The following is a 16,505-nucleotide window of genomic DNA, read 5'->3' as shown; positions in this document are numbered from 1 at the left end:
CGGCAGCGGGATATAGACCGCGTCCACCTCCGCGCTGTCGAGAAGCGCCTCGTAGGAGCCGAAGGCGTGGCGCGCGCCGAAATGCTCAGCCAGCCCTTGCGCGCGCGACAGGTCGCGGCTGGCGATGGCCGAGAGAACGCAGCCTTCCGCCTTCACGATCCCCGGAATGACGTGCTCGCGGGCGATCTTCGCGCCCGACAGAATACCCCAACGCAGCATGGATGTTCCTCCCCAAATGATGAAAGGCCCGCGCGGGGCGGGCCTTTGGAGCGCGTCAGGCGCGCAGCGTGCCGCCGGTCGCCTTGGCGACGGCCGCGACGATCTTCTGCGACACGGCGTCCAGATCCTCCTCCGTCAGCGTCCGGTCGGTGGGCTTCAGCGTCACTTCGATGGCGATGGACTTGCGCCCTTCGCCGAGCGCCGCGCCCTCGAAAATGTCGAAGACGCGCACCTCTCCGATCAACTTCTTGTCCGCGCCTTCGGCCGCGCGCACCAGCTTGATCGCCTCGACCTCGGAGGGCACGACAAAGGCGAAGTCGCGGCGTACCGGCTGGAAGCTGGAGAGTTGCAACACGGGCTTGGTGCGCGTGGCCTTGCGCTTCTGCTCGGGCGCTTCATCGAGGAAGACCTCGAACCCGGCATAGGAGCCCGACAGGTCGAGACCCTTCAGAACTCGCGGATGGAACTCGCCGAACTCGGCCAGAACCGTCTTCGGGCCCATCTTGATGCGGCCCGAGCGGCCGGGATGATACCAGCCGCTGGCCGGCGTCTCGAACTGGAGCCGGTCGGCGGGAACGCCGATCGCCTCCAAAGCGGCGATCGCGTCGGCCTTGGCCTCGAACACGCCGACGGGGGCGGCGTTTCCGGCCCAGTCGCGTCCCGCGCCCGCATGACCCGCCGTGCCGCGCCGGATGCCGCCGGCCACGCGCCGCTGGCCGTCCGGCTCGACCGAGCGATAGACCGCGCCGACCTCGAACAGCGCCGTGTCGGCAAAGCCGCGCTGCGCATTGCGCTGCGCCGCCTGAAGGAGATTCGGCAGAAGCGAGGGGCGCATGTCCGAGAGATCGGCCGCGATCGGGTTCTCGAGCTTCAAGCCGGACTGTCCGCCGCCGAAAGCTTCCGCCGCCGAGGCCGAAAGGAAGGAATAGGTAACCGCCTCGGCCAGCCCGCGCGCGGCCAGCGCCCGGCGCGCGGCACGATCGCGCACCTGCGCCGTGGTGAGAATGCGACCATTGACGCCGGCAAGCTTTTCCAGCGGCTGCGGCTCGATGTGATCGACGCCAACAAGACGCATGATCTCTTCCACGAGATCGGCCTTGCCCTCGATATCCGGGCGCCAGGTCGGCGCCGTCACCTCGGCGGTCTCGCCTCCGGCGGACACGGTGAAGCCCAGCGTTTCGAGGATGTCGACCTGACGCTCGGTGGAGACGTCGAGGCCGGTCAGACGCTTCACCTCGGTGAAGGGCAGCGTGATGCGCGGCATCTCGACCGGCTGAACGGCCGTCACCACGCGCCGCGAAGGCGCGCCGCCGCAGAGATCCAGAATCATCTGCGTGGCCAAATCCAGCCCGCCTTCCATGAAAGCCGGATCGACGCCGCGCTCGAAGCGATAGCGCGCGTCGGTGATGATGCCCATGGCGCGGCCCGTGCGGGCAATCGCCAGCGACTCCCAAAGCGCGGATTCGACAAGCACCTCGGTCGTTGTCTCGTCGCAGCCCGAATGCTCGCCGCCCATGATGCCGGCAATCGACTCAGGCCCTTTGTCGTCGGCAATGATGCAGGTGCCGGCGCTGAGCTTATGGGTGCGCCCGTCTAGCGCCAGGATTTCCTCGCCCTCGTTCGCGCCGCGAACGGTGAGCGCGCCGGCCACCTTCTTGGCATCGAACACATGGAGCGGGCGGCCCCGGTCGAAGGTGATGTAGTTGGTGATGTCGACCAGCGTGTTGATCGGGCGCAGGCCGATGGCGCGCAGGCGCTTCTGCATCCACTCCGGCGACGGGCCGTTCTTGACGCCCGAAACGAGCCGCAGCGCGAAGCCGCGGCAGACCGGGCTTTCGACATTCAGCGCAACCGGGCAGTCGCCTTCGCCTTCGATCCGCTCCACCGCCGGCGTCTTCAGCGTGCCGAGGCCCGAGGCCGCGAGATCGCGCGCAATGCCCGCCACGCCCGTCGCGTCCGGGCGGTTCGGCGTCAGGTTGATTTCGATCACGGGATCGGCGAGCCCGGCATAGTCGGCGAAGGCCGTGCCAACAGGCGCGGTCTCGGGCAGTTCGATAATGCCGTTATGCTCTTCGGAGAGCTCCAGCTCGCGCTCGGAACACATCATGCCGAAGCTCTCGACGCCGCGGATCTTGCCGATGCCGAGCGTCACGTCGAGGCCGGGCACATAGGCGCCGGGCAGGCCGAGCACGCCGACGAGGCCGGCGCGGGCGTTGGGCGCGCCGCACACGACCTGCAGCGGCTTCCCCTCGTTGACCGAGGGGCCGGCGTCGACGCTGAGGATCTGGAGCTTGTCGGCGTCCGGGTGGCGCTTGGCGTCGAGCACCCGCGCGATCGTGAAGGGGCGCAGGCCCGCCTTGTCGTCGATGCCTTCGACCTCGAGACCGATCGAGGTCAAGCGCTCGGCGATCTCCTCAAGCGTGGCGTCGGTGTCGAGATGGTCCTTCAGCCAGGACAGGGTGAACTTCATGACGGGCCTAATGATCGTTGGATGCGGCGAGAGGCCGGGAAAGGGGAGGGAGCGTCGGGCTTACGAGCGATCGGTCACGTCGTCAGCGGCGCGGCGCACGAGGCCGCTCGCATGGACGAAGCGATAGACCGACAGGGCGGCGAGCGCGAAGACGAGATGAAGCGCCAGAAGCGTGCCGAGCGGGTCGCCCCGATCGGCCGCGAAACGCACGATGATGCTGGGCAGCACGATGCCGACGGCGAGCGAGGCCAGCGTGGCGGGCGTGCCGGGAAGCTTGGCGTAGAGAAGCGCGAACAGCGCCACCGTCACCAGCGCCTGCCCGTAGAAAAGCGGCGAGGCGGCGAGCGTTGCGAAGCCGAAGGACAGGAACAGCCAGCCGAACGCCGCCATGACGAGCGTGCCGATAATGGCCCCCGCCAGAACGGAGATCGTCTCCACCACCGCGAAGCGGGCAAGGTCTGCGGCGTTTCTGGCCATGGCGTCCTGTCCTTCGTTTGATGGGTGCTGCCGCGGCGGCGAGGTTCACTCGCCGCCCGATGTCTCGGCTGTCTTGTCGCGCCGTGCGCCTATTGGCTGAGGCCGCCGAACAGGGTCGGCAGGTCGAGCGGGCGGAAGCCGTAATGCTCGATCCAGCGCGAATCGGCGTCGAAAAAGGCGCGCAGGTCCGGCATGCCGTATTTCAGCATGGCGATGCGGTCGATGCCCATGCCCCAGGCAAAGCCCTGATACTCGTCCGGGTCCAGCCCGACGCCGCGCAGGACATTGGGGTGGACCATGCCGCAGCCCAGAATCTCCATCCAGTCCGTGCCCTCGCCGAAGCGCACTTCGGAGCCCGATCGGTCGCACTGGATGTCGACCTCCATCGAGGGTTCGGTGAAGGGGAAGAAGCTCGGCCGGAAGCGCATCTTGAGCGAGGGCACTTCGAAGAAGGCCTTGCAGAACTCGGTCAGCACCCACTTCATGTTGGCGATATTGGCCGACTTGTCGATCACCAGCCCTTCCACCTGATGGAACATGGGGGTGTGGGTCGCGTCGGAATCCTGCCGGTAGGTCTTGCCGGGAATGACGATGCGGATGGGGGGGCTTGAGGTCTCCATCGTGCGCACCTGCACGGGCGAGGTGTGCGTGCGCAAGAGGCGACGCTCGCCGCCCTCCGGCGTCTGAAGGAAGAACGTGTCGTGCATCTCGCGCGCCGGGTGGCCTTCGGGGAAGTTCAGCGCGGTGAAATTGTAATGGTCGGTCTCGATGTCCGGCCCTTCGGCGATCGAGAATCCCATATCGGCGAAGATCGCGGTGATCTCGTCCACGACCTGGCTGATCGGGTGGATGCGCCCGCGCGACAGGGGGCTGGAGCGCACCGGCAGCGTCACGTCGAGCCGCTCGGCGGCAAGGCGCGCGGAGATCGCGGCCTCGGCCAGCGCGTCGCGCTTCTCCGTCAGCCTGGATTGCACGCGGTCGCGCAAGCCGTTGAGGAGCGGGCCCTGGTCGCGGCGCTCGTCGGGCGTCATCTTGCCGAGCCCTTTCAGAAGCTCGGAGATCTCGCCCTTCTTGCCGAGCGCGGCCAGGCGGACGGCTTCCAGCGCGGCCTCGTCGCGGGCGGCGTCAATCTCTTCGGCAAAGCGCCGTTCGAGCGAGTCGAGATCCGTCACGGCCGTTTGAACTCCTTAAAGGCACGAAGGTGGCGGGTGACGCCACGGGCATGGGATAGGGCGGCGGGCGGCAGCCCGAAGCCAGGGTCGCAACACCCTGTAGTGTGTCTCGCCCCCGCGAAGCAAGCCGGCTGGGGATTCGAGGGGCGCGGGCCGCCAACGAGAAAGGCCCGCGCGGAGCGTGATCCGCGCGGGCCTTTCAAACGATCCGAAGACGGCTGCCTTACGCGGCCTGCTTCTCGCCGACGGCGCGCTCGTAGGCGCCGGGGAACTGGCCGTCCTTGATGTAGGCGAGGGCCGTCTTGGCCTTCTCGACCAGAGCCGTGAAGGCCTCCGGCTCGTGGATGGCGATGTCGGACAGAACCTTGCGGTCCACCTCGATGCCGGCCTTGTTCAGACCGTCGATGAAGCGGGCGTAGGTCAGGCCATGCTCGCGCACGCCGGCGTTGATGCGCTGGATCCACAGGGCGCGGAAGTTGCGCTTCTTGACGCGGCGGTCGCGCGTGGCGAACTGCTTGGAACGATCGACCGCAGCCTTGGCGGCGCGGATCGTGTTCTTGCGGCGGCCATAAAAGCCCTTGGCGGCCTTCAGGGTCTTCTTGTGCTTGGCATGGGACGTTACGCCCCGCTTGACGCGTGCCATGATCTATCTCCTTGAAAAATCGATAAGCCTTGGAACCGCTTAGCGGTTGTAAGGCATGTAGACTTTGACGATCTTGGCATCCGCCTCGCTGAGGATCATCGATCCGCGCGCGTTGCGAATGAAGTCGTTGGAGCGCTTGATCATGCCGTGGCGCTTGCCGGCGGCACCCGCCTTGACCTTGCCGGAGGCGGTCATGCGGAACCGCTTCTTGGCGGCCGACTTCGTCTTCATCTTGGGCATTTTGCTCTCCTGACAGTAGGACCGCGAAAAGGCCGGACACCGCCTCCCGGAAGAGCCGCGCCAGCCACGCATCGAAGGATCTCGAAGGTCGCGTCAGCATTCGAACAGGCACGGCATGCCCTGCCGGCCAGTTCATACGAACGGGCGGCTTATACGGGGGCTCGCGTCGCGATGCAACCGTCTTTGGTCGCGCCGTGCCGTCGCGGGAGTGCTTCGCGGTCGTGCCGTTGGGGCGCGGCTTTGGTTTTCCAGATGGTCAGCCGCCTACGAATCTACAGATCGGCCTTTGCGTCTCATCACCCCTTAGTTCTGCAATTGTGCTCCGTCGCAGTTCATGGAATTTTCCTTCGTATGAAAGCCATCGCGTCACCTTCCGCTTTTGAGACCCGGATCGAGTTCCTGCTCGAGCAGTTGCGCGAAGCGTCGTTCGACGTGCGCATCTGGAGCCAACTGGCTCGCGGCATCGGCGAAGCCGTCAGTGCCGGCCATTGCCGGATCGGATTTCATCCCCACGGCATGACGGGGCCGGCCATTCGGCTGAACGCTCTGGGCACGAGTGTGGATCGGCGCGCCGGGCGTCGCCAGAGCGACGGCTCGGTCGAGGCGGAGGGCGTGCGCCCCTGCGATGCGTCGATGGTTCTGGCGGAAACGGCGAGCGGCGTCTGGAAGGTCGAGATCTGGTCGGCCGATGCCTACCAGGCGAAAATTCTGCTGTCTCGCCTCGGTGCCACGCTGACGGCCTCGTTTCAGGTGTTTCGCGGCCTGCGCGGTTCAGGGCGCGCCGAGTTCGCCCAAATGCGCGATCTCTGGGACCCACTGCCCTTCGGCGTGATGCTGGTGGATCCCCATCTTCATCTGCGCTTTGCCAATATGGCGTCGGACGACCTGCTGCGAACCCGCGCCCTGTTCCGACCCTTCGGCCGGGAAGGCGCCGTGCGCCCGACCTTGCAGGACAATTACGCGGCCTTCTGCCAAGCCTGCGAAATCCTGCGCGACGGGCAAGCCGAGCGTGCGAGCTTCGATATGCTCGATCGGTTCGGCGGGGCCTTCGGCGAGATGTCGGTGTTCTCGTTGGCTCATGCGTCGGGCTTCCCCGTGCTTCCAACGGGCGAAATGGAGTCGGGCTGCGTGGTCGTGACCTTGCGGCCCTTCCTGCCCGAGCATCAGGCGCACATCACCGATCGGCGTGCGGCGCCGCTCGCTTTCACGCAGACCACGTCCCTGGACGACACGACCTGGGCACGGGCCTCGCACGAGGCGTAGGGGCCGATCGCGGGTGGAATGAAGCACGCTTGGGCTCCCGAGGTCTGCCTCCCGTTTCGAGGGGCTGACTTCCATGAGTATTGTCGCGAATCACCCTCTCGACAGGTGGGTTGCAGAGCCCGCGCCGATCAATGACGCCCCGTGGGCTGCGCGTGAAAAAATCGCATCCTGTGTCGAACCAATTCCCGCCTAAGCGATTTAGATCTCCGACGCTGAAATTGTGATCAGCCAGGAGGTCATGTTTTGGACAGGAACCGTTTCGAGGGCGCAGCCCGTGAGCTGGGCGGACGCGTGCAGGGTGCTTTCGGCGACGCCGTGGGTTCGGATCGCAACTCAGCCGAGGGTCGATTGAAGCAGGCCGAGGGCGCAGCGCAGAATCTTTACGGCCAAGGGCGCGAAGCGTTGCGCGAAGCAACGCACGAGGCGTCGAAATACGCCGCCGATCTTTATGAGAATGCAGGCACTTACGCGCAGGAGGGCGGAAAGGTCGTTCGCCGCCAAGTGCACGAAAATCCCCTATCGGCCCTGCTTCTGGCAGGACTTTTGGGCTTCCTTCTCGGCCTCAGCGTCCGCGACCGACATTAAACCAGCCGGTTTCCATCAACCCCGCAGGTGCTTGGCACCTCGCGGGGTTTTTCGTGTGAGCTGATGTTCCGTCCCGGGCGTCAGCCGACGGTATTCGACGGTCGCTGAGGGTGAGCCCGTGCACATCACGGGATAAGAGAATCCCACAATCGCCGGAATTAATCGTACAAAAGGTAATTTAAGACCTTTCGTCCAGAATGGTCTTAGGCAATCATGCCCGGCTCTTGCGTGGGGCGAGGTTGGACATCGGCCGAGTTGCAAAAAGCGGCTGGCTTTCGCCATGGCATCGCGTTCCGATGCTCCTGCGAATAGTCAGTATAGGTTAGAAATTCAGTGGTCGCAAGTTGTATTGCGATGAAATGCACAGTCTGGAGTTGACGCTCGCATGGTTTCTTTCATCGAACGAACGTCTGGATCGGCTTGCGCCGCGCCGATATGCCGTTGCTCGACATCCGAATCTCCGGTGAGTTGGGCCAGCCTAGTCCGTAGCCCTCTGGATAGAAGTCAGATCCGTGTCCATTGATCCCGTCGATTCCCATATCGGTTCTCGTCTCCGGGCACTGCGAACCGAGCAGAACCTGTCGTTGCAGGCGGTCGGGCATGGGCTCGGAGTCACCTACCAGCAGATCCGCAAGTACGAGTCAGGCGATAATCGCATCTCCGCGAGCACGCTCTATCGGCTCGCTGGTTTCTTCAACGTCGAGCCGTCCTATTTTTTCGAAGGCCTCCCCGGCGCGGGCTCCTGCGCGGTCGAGAGCGAAGCCGACCCCTCCATGCAGGCGGTGCTCGGGCGCATTCCCGATGCGCAGCTGCGGCATCATCTGGAAGGCTTGCTGCGCGTTCTCGATCAGCGCCGACCCAGCTCTCATCTCAGCGCGAACGGCAGCTGATCGCCCCCCGATCGGCCGCCACGTCTACACGCGTAGGTTCGTCGGACTCGCCGTCGGTGAGCTTTATCCGACGAGCCGAGCCTGACTGCACACGAGATCGTCCACGCGCACGTCCATCTCTCCGACGCGCACCCCGACCGCGGCCAGAACCGCGTTCAGGAGCGTGTCCACCGGCGAGACGGCGGCGGTGAGCAGGTCCTTGAGTGGATCGAGCAGGTTGCCGATCGGAAGCCCCAGCAATCTCAGGCGCGTTTCGCCGAGGACCGAGCCGAGGAGGCTGGTGAGGATCGACTTGGTTTCGCCGGACTTGGTGACGCCGCTGCCGATCTCGTTGCCTCGGAATGTGACGATCTTGAGCTTGTCGGCCGCCACGATCTGGGCCGAGCCCTCGACAACCGGCAAGCCCAGAACCCTGGCGATGATCGCCGGCTCCAGCCGGTCGTGAAGATGGGTCTGGGCGAGGGACCGGCGGCTCGTGTCGCCCAGGGACAGGCGCGCGAGTCCCGGATGGATCGCGACCTTCACTTCCCGCTCCCAGAGATTGTCGGAGCAAGTGGCGGAGACGACCTCAGCCGTGCCGCCCGCCACGACGAGTTCGAGGGGAAGCTCGACCTTCGTGTTCAGAAGTCTGAGCGCGGGGCTTTCCAGAAGACCAAGCCGCAGCCGCATCTTGAGCTGGTCGGTGGTTATGGTCGCCTTTCTGTCGGACACGGCGAGGCTTTGCGCCTTCTTCATGCGCTCCCCCAAGATCAGGTCGAGCGAAACCGAGGCGAGGCCCGCCGCATCCACGCCGGTCGAAACTTCCATACCGACATGGGTCTGGTCGAGCAGCGCGTTCACCAGACCGATGACGGAAATGGATGAGGACACGCGCGCGGCCACGTGACCCAGCGATGAACTCTGGAGCGCGGGATCGAGCGCCAGCGCATCGCCGAGCTTCACCATCGCGGCGGATGATTTCGTTTGCTGCGCCATCTTGCGCAGCGTGGCGGCAGCCGACTTGTTTCCCTTGGCATCGCTCTGGGCGGCCAGGAGATCGATCACCACCGAGAGCTTGAGAGGCGTTGTCAGAACGTGCCCCAGCGTCGCATTGACCGGTGATTCACCCAGCGCCTGCGCGAGGCCTGACAGAAGCGGCTTGAGCGGCAGGCTCGTGGTGAGAAGCGCGTTGTAATCGGCGATCTTGAGGTCGAGCGAGATGCCCAGAAGGTTGCCCAGAAGGGCGTTGACGATCTTGGGTTCGACGCTCGCCAGCCGGCTCCCGGCCGAGAGCGAAACGATGGGCGTGCGCGCCGCCTCGGCCTGCGTGCCGACCGTTTCGCGCGTCAGGCCGAAAATGCCGGCGAAATGAAGCTCGACATCGTGGGACGTGTTCACCCTCACCACCGACCCGCCTGGCTTGGGGGCGAAGCTGCGCTTGCCCGAGGCGTCGGTCTGGTACTCGCCGAAGGTCAAGGCGAAGCGGGCATCCTTCTGCCCGTTCGCGTCCAGCACGCGGCGCACCATGCCGTCCGCCTTCGAAGGCTGGCTCGCGGCGGCGAGGGCCGCCGCATCCGTCGCGCCCTGCAAGGCGCGGCGTTGAAGAAAGACATTTCCCATATCGGTTGCGAAGGCGCTCGCGCCCACCAGGACCGGAAGGGCGATGCAGAAGGTGAGCGCGACCGAACCGGCTCGGTTATGCGCCAAGCGCGAAAACAGACCGAGCCGCGTCATGGGAGCAGCACCGCCGCCGTGCGAACCACCGACTGGGGCAAGGGAACGCTTTGGCGAACCAGTTCGGGCAGGGGCAGGTCGGACATGTCGTAGGAGACGGAGACATGCATCATGTCGAACGTCTCGCTAACTTCGACGCGGAGCTGAAGCGGGTCGATCAGGGGATAACCCTTGCCGGTCGTGTCCAGCCAGCGCAGCGCCATGGCTTGCCGCTGATCCGGCGTCTCGCCGACCATGGCATAGCGCGAGACGTCGGCGGCGATCTGCGCGAGCGAATGGGCTCGTCCGATATAAAGGCCGACATAGGCCGAGCCCAGCAGAAGAAGGCAGAGGATCGGCGCCAGAATGGCGAACTCGACGGAATTGCTGCCTCGCCTCGACCGCAGGAAAAGGCGAATACCAGGGTGGGGTGGGATGGGAAGGGCGTGTCGAGAAGCGCGGCTCATGGGAGTCTCGGCTGTTCTACCAGGTGTTGTGTCAGAGAAGAGCGTACCACTCGAAGAGATTTCGGCTACGGCAACTTGGGGTTATGGTCTACGATTGGTATACACACCCCGGGGTGTTGTTCGGCGCTGCGGAGGACAATCCGTTGCGTTAAAAGACGTTTATTATCAGTATTCTGTCGAATAGCTTTACCCATAGCCGGAAGAGGTCATGTTCCAGGGTTATGCCTTGCAGTACCATGCATTCCTTTGGATTGTAGCTTTGAGGATGCAACCTCGCGGTGAGATGTCGTTGCGAGGGGATCGTCTGATATGGGGCGCCGGACGCGTACTTGCCTGCCCGCAGAGCGGAGGGAGCGGTACGATGGGCCAGCCGATAGCGCTGTCAAAACGACGAGCCTGTTGCATCCTTCCGGCCTGCGCCGTCCATGCGGCCGCTACTTTGCCGGGGGCGATCAAGGCGCCGTGGTCACTGTATACTCGGCAACGCAGGGCGACGAGCCGCGTTGGGAAACTCAGCCTGTGCCAATCAAGGCTTGCGCTCTGGTGGTCCTTTCCATTCGGCCTTCAGACAGCGACAGGCTGTGAGAACTCCATGATTTGGCGAGGGAATTGCGGGAAGCACGCGACGGCCACCCGAGCGCGGCGGTTGATCGCCACGCCATGTCTGGTATGAAGGCGCGGCCGCTCCCGCCCGAGCCGACGCGGTGATCCCAGCCACGCCAAGGTTCGAATGCCGCTTTTCGACGTCCTGCCGCCCGACCTGTTCAAGCCTTTGGCGTCGTCGTCGCGCCGGCTTTACGCCGACCTTCTGCTGCATCTTCACCACCGCACCTTCACCCTGTCGGGCATCGTGCCGCGCCGCGCGGACGTGATCGCCGAGATCGACGCCTTCCTGGCGCGCCGCGCGCCCGAAGACTCCAAGCTGGAGGATGAAGGCCCCAACACCAAGGCGGAGGAGCGCGCCCGCACCGCTTATGAGCGGCTGGTGGAAACCGGCTGGCTGGTGGAATATCGCGAGCGCTATCTCAAGCTCGTGGATCTCGACCCCGAAGCGAGCGGGCTTCTGCATCTCCTGTCCGACATCGAGCGCGGCGAAACGCTGAGCTATGGCGGCGCGGTGCTGGGCGTCCTGAGCGCCTTGGAAAGCGCGGCGGGCGATCCGGCTGAGCGCTCGGAAAACCTGCGCAACGCGCTGCGCGGGGCCAACGAGTTCATGTCGCATATGCGCACCGTCTCGGTCTCGCTGCGACAGGCCGAGGAGCGTATCCTGAGCCAGCCCTCGCTGCGCGAGGTCTTCCGGCACTTCTTCGAGAATTTCGTGGAGCGCCATCTGATCCGCGATTTCAAGACGCTGCACACGCGCGACAACCCGTTCCGCTTCCGGGGCGGCATCCTGCGCCAGGCCGCGGCCATGGGCGAGGATGGCGGCCTCGTGGAGGCGCTGGGCGCGGCCTATGCGCGAGAGGGGCGGGCGGGTGACGCGGCCTCCGGCGCAGCCAAGGTGCGCGAGGAACTCGCCATCATCGCCCATGTGTTCGAGGCAGCCGAAGAGCATCTGGCCGGCATCGACGCGACGGTGGCGCGCATCGAGCGGCGCATCGCCAACACCGCGCGCTACATGGACCGCATCCAGAACCGCTCGGAAGTGGGCCTTGCCGACGCGATGAAGGCCGTGGCGGCGGCCAAGGGCGATGCGATTTCGGTGGCTCCCGCGCTTCTGCCGCGCATCCTGCCGCTCGGCCCCGTCCACATTCCCGCGCCCCGCCGCGAGAAGCCGGCGATCACGCGCACGATCCTCTCCGACCGCGCGCCCGATCCCGCCGCGCTGCTCTATGCCAGGGCGAAGGAAGAATATGTCCGGCGCACGCGCGTGACGCCCGAGCGCCTCTCGGCCTATCTCGAAACCGCGCTCGCCGGCCGGCCGGAAATGCGGGGCCGCGACATGCCGATCGAGAGTGTCGATGATTTCGTGGCCTTCCAGCGCCTGCGCGAAATCCCGTCGATCTTCAACGGCACGCTGGCGCGCTCCTACGAGATCGAGCTTTTGACCGAGCGCTGCTCCAACGACTGGATCACCTGTCAGGATTTCCTGATCCGCCGCCGAGGGGAGGCGAGCCGGAATGCAGCGTGAGACCGACGAATTCCGCGACATCGTGGATGGCGAATGGGCCGGCGGCCATATCGCCGGCCGCCGCCCGTCCGGCGAGGAACTGACGCGCGCGCTTCAGGTCATGATCACGCGCCAATGCGTTTATTCGCACACGCCGGGCATCGGGCGGACCTATGACATGGTGCGCGCCTATCCGACGTTTTTCGAGCGCTATTTCGGCTCGCTCGGCTATCGCCTCGTGATCTCGCCGCGCGACCAGATGGTGGCGCTGTCCGTGCCCGCCGACGAGGCGCGCTATGACGGCGTGTTCGAGCGGCTGCGCAAGGACGAGACGCTGGTGCTTCTGGCGCTGCGGCTTCTCTGGGAGGAGTCGCTGCGCGCCCATGAGGTGGGCGAGGCCGGAATCGTGGACACCAACACCGACGATCTGGTGGACCGGCTCGTCACCGTCACCCAATCGCCGCCGCCCGAGGAAACGCGGCTTCTCGACATTCTGCGCATGTTCGCGCGACACGGCGCGTTGCGGCTCGGCGAGCGGGACCGGGTGCGCCGCGTCTCGACCCTCGCCATCCTGCCGGGCATCGCCATTCTCGTGCCGGACAGCTATGTTCGCGATCTCCTGCTTTGGGCCGTCGAGCCGGCGGCCTCGGGCGAAGCCCTGAGCGAGCCGGAGGCGGGCGAAGCGCCGGAAACGGCCGAAGCGGCGAACATGGCTTCAGCCGACACAGCCGGCCTGGCGGCGAACACGAACGAAAAGGAGGGCGAGAGCGATGTATAGTCTTTCGCGTATCTCCCTCATCAACTGGTATCTGATCGACGCCAAGGACATCGAAATCCGGGGCGAGGCCGCGTTGATCGGCCCGACGGGCGCGGGCAAGTCCTCGATCCAGGACGCGATCCAGTCCGTCATCACCGGCGTCAATCAGAACCGCCTGAACCTCAATGCCAGCGCATCAGGCCGCTCCTCGCGCAGCGTGCTCGAATATTGCCTGGGCATGACGGGCGATCCGGCCGAAGACGGCAAGCCGCTGCGCTCCTCCTGCGAGACGATCCTCGCGCTGACCTTCCGCAACTACTACACCGAAGAGCCGATCACGGTCGGCGTGGCTCTGTCGGCGCGCCATGGCGACAGCCGCGAGGATGTGCTCTCGCGCTTCGTCATTCCGGGGCACGCCTTTTCGGTGGCCCATGTCCGGCGGCGCGTGAAGGGCGTCAGCACGATCGCGCCGTGGAGCGAGATCGCGGCCTCCCTGCGGGCCGAGCATCCCGGCATGGAAGAGTTTCGCAACTCGGCCGAGAAGTTCACCGCGCATATGCTCACGCTGATGCGCAATGGGGCGACCCCGCCCAACCCGAAGCACTTCCTGCGCGCCTTTTCCAATGCGCTGGCCTTCAAACCGATCTTTGATCCAACGCTCTTCGTGCGCGATTTCGTGCTGGAGCCCGAGCCGCTGGATGTGGAGCGCGTTCGCACCTCCATCGCGACATGGCGCGAGCTGGAGCGGCTAATCGCCGATGTCGAGGCGCGCCACAAGCACGCGCTGCGCATTGCCGATCGCTTCCGCCTTTGGGCCGGCGCGCGCCTGTCGGCCGACCGGCAACGCTGGCGCGCCAGCGCCTTCGAGACGCGCCGTCTGGCCCATGAACTCAAGGCCTGCCGCGCCGTGCTCCATGCGCGCGAGGGCGAGCTGAAGCTGGAGCGCGGCGTTCTGGAAAGCCGGCGCGAGTGGATCCGTGGCTGGGACGAGGAAATCCGCTCCAAGGAAGCCCTGCTGGGCGCGGCCGGCGGCGAGGCGCAGCTTCGCCAGATCGACGCCGAGGACAAACTGGCTGCCCGTGATCTGGCCGAGGCCGAGAAACTCTGGCTGAAGCTGCGCGAGGCGCTGGCCCATCTCGTGCGGCTGCACGACGCCCTGAAGCCGTCAGACGGGCGCGCCGCCGACGCCGCGCGCCAAGCGTTGGCATTGTCTTCGGGCGATCTGCCCCCGGCCGAGGCCCTGCGCGGGCGCGGCGAGCGCTTGCAGGCGCTGGTGGAAGAGGCGACGCGCGCCGAGAACTGGCAGCACGAGCTGGACGCCAAGGCCGACGCGCTGCTCGACGAAACGCGCCGCCTGCAGGAGCGGCTGGAGCGGGTCGAGGGCGGCTTGCAGCGCCCGCAAGGTGCGCTCCTTTCGCGCGAGGCGACGAAGCTTCTCGCCGCGCTCCAGAGCGCAGGCATTCCCGCCGTGCCGCTCTGCGATGTCGTGGAGATCGCGGACCCGTCCTGGCAATATGCCGCCGAGGCGCTGCTCGGGCGCGGGCGCGAGGCCATCATCGTGCAGCCGCCGCTGCTCCAGCACGCCTTCGATCTCATGTGGAGCGACCGCAACACATTCTCCGGCTGCACGTTGGTGAAGACCTCGGCCACCCGCTCCACCAATGCCCATGTGCAGGCCGGCAGTATCGTGGAGGCGCTGCGCACATCGGACGAACACGCCAAGGCGTTTCTGGCCGTGCGCATCGGCGCCTTCCGCAAGGCGGAGACCGACGCTGAACTTGACCGTCTTGATCGCGGCGTGATGCGCAACGGCAAGACCTCCTCGGGCATGGGTCTCTCCGTACAGCGCGATCTGCGCGAGCTTCTGTTCGGCCGGGGCGGCGGGGGCGGGGGCGATCTCTCGGATCTCAAGGCCGAAGCCGTCACCTTGCGCGCGCGGCTTGCCGAGGCGCGCGATCGCTTGCGCACGGTCCGCGACGCCGGCCGGCTGCTCGGGCCGCTTCTGGATACGCTGCGCGCCGAGCCCGGCCCCTTCGATCTCGAACACCGCCTGATATCCGCCGCCCGCCGCCGCGAAACGCTCTCGCGCGACCGGACGCTGGTGGAGGAAAGCGACGCCAAGGGCCTGCGCGCTGAACTGTCCGACATCCGCTCCGAGCGGGACGCCCATGCCCAGGAGCTGCGCGAGGAGGTCGAGCCGCGCGTTCAGGCTTTGCAACAGATGGTGGCGACCGCCCGCGCCAAGGTGGACATGGCGGCCAGCCAGCTTCGCGCGGGCGTGACGCAGCGCCGGCGCAGCTTCATCCTGATGGACGCCGAGACCAATCGCGAACTTCTGGGCCTCGATCGCGAAGGCGGCAAGGGCGCGGCTGCCATCTGCGCGGCGCTGCGCGCCGAGATCCGGGCGGAAGAGGAAAAGCGCGCCGACCCGATGTCCTGGCTGGCGCTGAAACGCAACGAGGCGCGCACGGCCTCGGAAGAGGCGGCGAGCGCCGCGCGGCGCGAGCAATTGGCCTCGCTGCGCGATCTCGCCGAATATGCCGCGAGCTGGCGCGTCTCCGTGCCGCCGATCGACGCGGACGGCATGGCGGCGGGCTGCCGCTTTGTCTTCGCTGAACTGGACCGCCTCGAAAACAACGAGCTGCGCGGCTACCGCGAATCCTGCGCCAAGGCCGGTGAGGAGATGCGCCGCATCCTGCGCGAAGACCTGCTCACCCGCCTGTCGGACAAGCTCGGCAAGGTCACCTACCGTCTGGAGGGCATCAACCGTCTCCTGAAGCGCCACCGCTTCACCGGGCAGACCTATGCCTTCACCTTCGCCGTCAACGGCAAGTTCCAGCGTATGCACGAACTGGCGCTGAAGGCGGCCGAGGGCGAGCTGACCGACGAGATTTTCGAGACCTCGATGGACGAGGTCGAGGCGATGATCGAAGGCGGTGAGGATGCCGCGCAGCTCGCCGATTATCGCCAATACTACACGTTCGAAATCGTCATGACCGACGCGCAGGGCGGGCGCACCACGCTCTCCTCGCGCGCCATGAAGGGCTCGGGTGGCGAGGCGCAGGTGCCCTTCTACGTCGCCATCGCGGCTTCGCTGGCGCTCGCCTATTTCCCCGGCCATATCGCCGGCCGGCCGGTCGGCATGGGGCTGGCGCTGTTTGACGAAGCCTTCAACAAGCTGGACGTGCCGAACACGCAGGCGCTCCTGCGCTTCTTCCACGATCTCGGCCTTCAGGTTTTGATCGCCGGCCCGGAGGACAAACGCGCCACCTTCACCGAGGTTCTCGACACGATCGTCCTCGTCAACAAGGCGCTGGACGGGCGCGCGGTCTATATCGACACGGAGCATCCGGGCTCCGCCGCCAAGGCCGCGCTCGCCGCCCTGAACCCCGATCATCGCGGCGTCGAAGGGTTTCGCACGGCGGCGGAATAAGCGAGGGGTTTGGGAGCCCTCGCCATCTCCGCGCCGCTCGCCGCCCGGCCTTCAAGCTCGTAGGGCGGGCGCCCGGCGCTCAGGGCG

Annotated in this window: 14 protein-coding genes; 6 read left to right on the top strand and 8 right to left on the bottom strand. The window is 66.2% G+C overall.

The genetic code is table 11. The features are described 5' to 3' along the window. The 6 genes from AUL36_RS03975 to rpmI form a co-directional block, all read right to left on the bottom strand. A partial coding sequence (locus AUL36_RS03975) for a Gfo/Idh/MocA family oxidoreductase (RefSeq protein ID WP_192843774.1) occupies window positions 1-219 on the bottom strand: 219 nt, incomplete at its 3' end. Between the two features lie 55 nt (window positions 220-274). Then, window positions 275-2,689 carry a phenylalanine--tRNA ligase subunit beta gene (gene pheT / locus AUL36_RS03970; protein WP_062218295.1) on the bottom strand — a complete coding sequence of 805 codons (2,415 nt, stop codon included), beginning with the start codon at window positions 2,687-2,689 and terminating at the stop codon, window positions 275-277. A 60-nt stretch (window positions 2,690-2,749) separates the two neighbouring features. Then, a complete protein-coding gene (locus AUL36_RS03965; RefSeq protein WP_058636906.1) occupies window positions 2,750-3,166 on the bottom strand; it encodes a hypothetical protein in 417 nt (138 codons plus the stop codon). Between the two features lie 89 nt (window positions 3,167-3,255). Continuing rightward, window positions 3,256-4,338: a phenylalanine--tRNA ligase subunit alpha gene (gene pheS / locus AUL36_RS03960; RefSeq protein ID WP_062218293.1), complete on the bottom strand. Its 1,083-nt coding sequence runs from the start codon at window positions 4,336-4,338 to the stop codon at window positions 3,256-3,258. A 223-nt stretch (window positions 4,339-4,561) separates the two neighbouring features. Continuing rightward, window positions 4,562-4,981 carry a 50S ribosomal protein L20 gene (gene rplT, locus AUL36_RS03955; protein WP_058602583.1) on the bottom strand — a complete coding sequence of 140 codons (420 nt, stop codon included), beginning with the start codon at window positions 4,979-4,981 and terminating at the stop codon, window positions 4,562-4,564. A gap of 39 nt (window positions 4,982-5,020) precedes the next feature. Then, the gene (rpmI, locus tag AUL36_RS03950; protein ID WP_055892255.1) at window positions 5,021-5,221 is read right to left on the bottom strand and encodes a 50S ribosomal protein L35; all 201 of its coding nucleotides are present in this window, start codon (window positions 5,219-5,221) and stop codon (window positions 5,021-5,023) included. Window positions 5,222-5,572: 351 nt separating this feature from the next. On the opposite strand from rpmI, the gene AUL36_RS03945 reads away from it, so the two are divergent. The 3 genes from AUL36_RS03945 (at window position 5,573) to AUL36_RS03935 (ending at window position 7,959) form a co-directional block, all read left to right on the top strand. Continuing rightward, the gene (locus tag AUL36_RS03945; protein ID WP_062218290.1) at window positions 5,573-6,484 is read left to right on the top strand and encodes a hypothetical protein; all 912 of its coding nucleotides are present in this window, start codon (window positions 5,573-5,575) and stop codon (window positions 6,482-6,484) included. Between the two features lie 243 nt (window positions 6,485-6,727). Next, the gene (locus AUL36_RS03940) at window positions 6,728-7,069 is read left to right on the top strand and encodes a CsbD family protein (protein ID WP_062218287.1); all 342 of its coding nucleotides are present in this window, start codon (window positions 6,728-6,730) and stop codon (window positions 7,067-7,069) included. A gap of 512 nt (window positions 7,070-7,581) precedes the next feature. Next, window positions 7,582-7,959 carry a helix-turn-helix domain-containing protein gene (locus AUL36_RS03935; RefSeq protein WP_058602546.1) on the top strand — a complete coding sequence of 126 codons (378 nt, stop codon included), beginning with the start codon at window positions 7,582-7,584 and terminating at the stop codon, window positions 7,957-7,959. 63 nt (window positions 7,960-8,022) lie between these two features. Here AUL36_RS03935 and AUL36_RS03930 read toward each other — a convergent pair whose 3' ends face one another. Next, complete coding sequence (locus AUL36_RS03930) at window positions 8,023-9,672, bottom strand: pilus assembly protein TadG-related protein (RefSeq protein ID WP_062218279.1); 1,650 nt, start codon at window positions 9,670-9,672, stop codon at window positions 8,023-8,025. After that, on the bottom strand, window positions 9,669-10,118 hold the full coding sequence (locus tag AUL36_RS03925; protein WP_062218276.1) for a TadE/TadG family type IV pilus assembly protein: 450 nt from the start codon (window positions 10,116-10,118) through the stop codon (window positions 9,669-9,671). Before AUL36_RS03925 ends, AUL36_RS03930 begins: the two co-directional genes overlap by 4 nt. Before the next feature lie 730 nt (window positions 10,119-10,848). Here AUL36_RS03925 and AUL36_RS03920 point away from each other — a divergent pair. The 3 genes from AUL36_RS03920 to AUL36_RS03910 are packed head-to-tail and all read left to right on the top strand — an operon-like array spanning window position 10,849 to window position 16,418. Beyond that, complete coding sequence (locus AUL36_RS03920; protein WP_082655523.1) at window positions 10,849-12,249, top strand: Wadjet anti-phage system protein JetA family protein; 1,401 nt, start codon at window positions 10,849-10,851, stop codon at window positions 12,247-12,249. After that, window positions 12,239-13,006 carry a DUF4194 domain-containing protein gene (locus AUL36_RS03915; protein ID WP_062218273.1) on the top strand — a complete coding sequence of 256 codons (768 nt, stop codon included), beginning with the start codon at window positions 12,239-12,241 and terminating at the stop codon, window positions 13,004-13,006. The genes AUL36_RS03920 and AUL36_RS03915 overlap by 11 nt, the downstream gene beginning before the upstream one ends. Further along, entirely contained in the window at window positions 12,999-16,418 is a 3,420-nt protein-coding gene (locus AUL36_RS03910) for an SbcC/MukB-like Walker B domain-containing protein (protein ID WP_062218270.1), read from the top strand. Before AUL36_RS03915 ends, AUL36_RS03910 begins: the two co-directional genes overlap by 8 nt. Window positions 16,419-16,505 lie beyond the last annotated feature (87 nt).

It is taken from the genome of Aureimonas sp. D3, assembly GCF_001463805.1.
Lineage (GTDB): Bacteria > Pseudomonadota > Alphaproteobacteria > Rhizobiales > Rhizobiaceae > Aureimonas > Aureimonas ureilytica_A.
Note: the sequence above shows the minus strand (reverse complement) of the source record. Positions and strands in the feature narration are given on the sequence as shown.

Excerpts from the sequence above, each read along its gene's own strand:
- pheT (WP_062218295.1), bottom strand. The coding sequence starts at position 2,689 with ATGAAGTTCACCCTGTCCTGGCTGAAGGACCATCTCGACACCGACGCC.
- AUL36_RS03965 (WP_058636906.1), bottom strand. The coding sequence starts at position 3,166 with ATGGCCAGAAACGCCGCAGACCTTGCCCGCTTCGCGGTGGTGGAGACG.
- rplT (WP_058602583.1), bottom strand. The coding sequence starts at position 4,981 with ATGGCACGCGTCAAGCGGGGCGTAACGTCCCATGCCAAGCACAAGAAG.
- rpmI (WP_055892255.1), bottom strand. The coding sequence starts at position 5,221 with ATGCCCAAGATGAAGACGAAGTCGGCCGCCAAGAAGCGGTTCCGCATG.
- AUL36_RS03945 (WP_062218290.1), top strand. The coding sequence starts at position 5,573 with ATGAAAGCCATCGCGTCACCTTCCGCTTTTGAGACCCGGATCGAGTTC.
- AUL36_RS03930 (WP_062218279.1), bottom strand. The coding sequence starts at position 9,672 with ATGACGCGGCTCGGTCTGTTTTCGCGCTTGGCGCATAACCGAGCCGGT.
- AUL36_RS03925 (WP_062218276.1), bottom strand. The coding sequence starts at position 10,118 with ATGAGCCGCGCTTCTCGACACGCCCTTCCCATCCCACCCCACCCTGGT.
- AUL36_RS03920 (WP_082655523.1), top strand. The coding sequence starts at position 10,849 with ATGCCGCTTTTCGACGTCCTGCCGCCCGACCTGTTCAAGCCTTTGGCG.
- AUL36_RS03915 (WP_062218273.1), top strand. The coding sequence starts at position 12,239 with ATGCAGCGTGAGACCGACGAATTCCGCGACATCGTGGATGGCGAATGG.
- AUL36_RS03910 (WP_062218270.1), top strand. The coding sequence starts at position 12,999 with ATGTATAGTCTTTCGCGTATCTCCCTCATCAACTGGTATCTGATCGAC.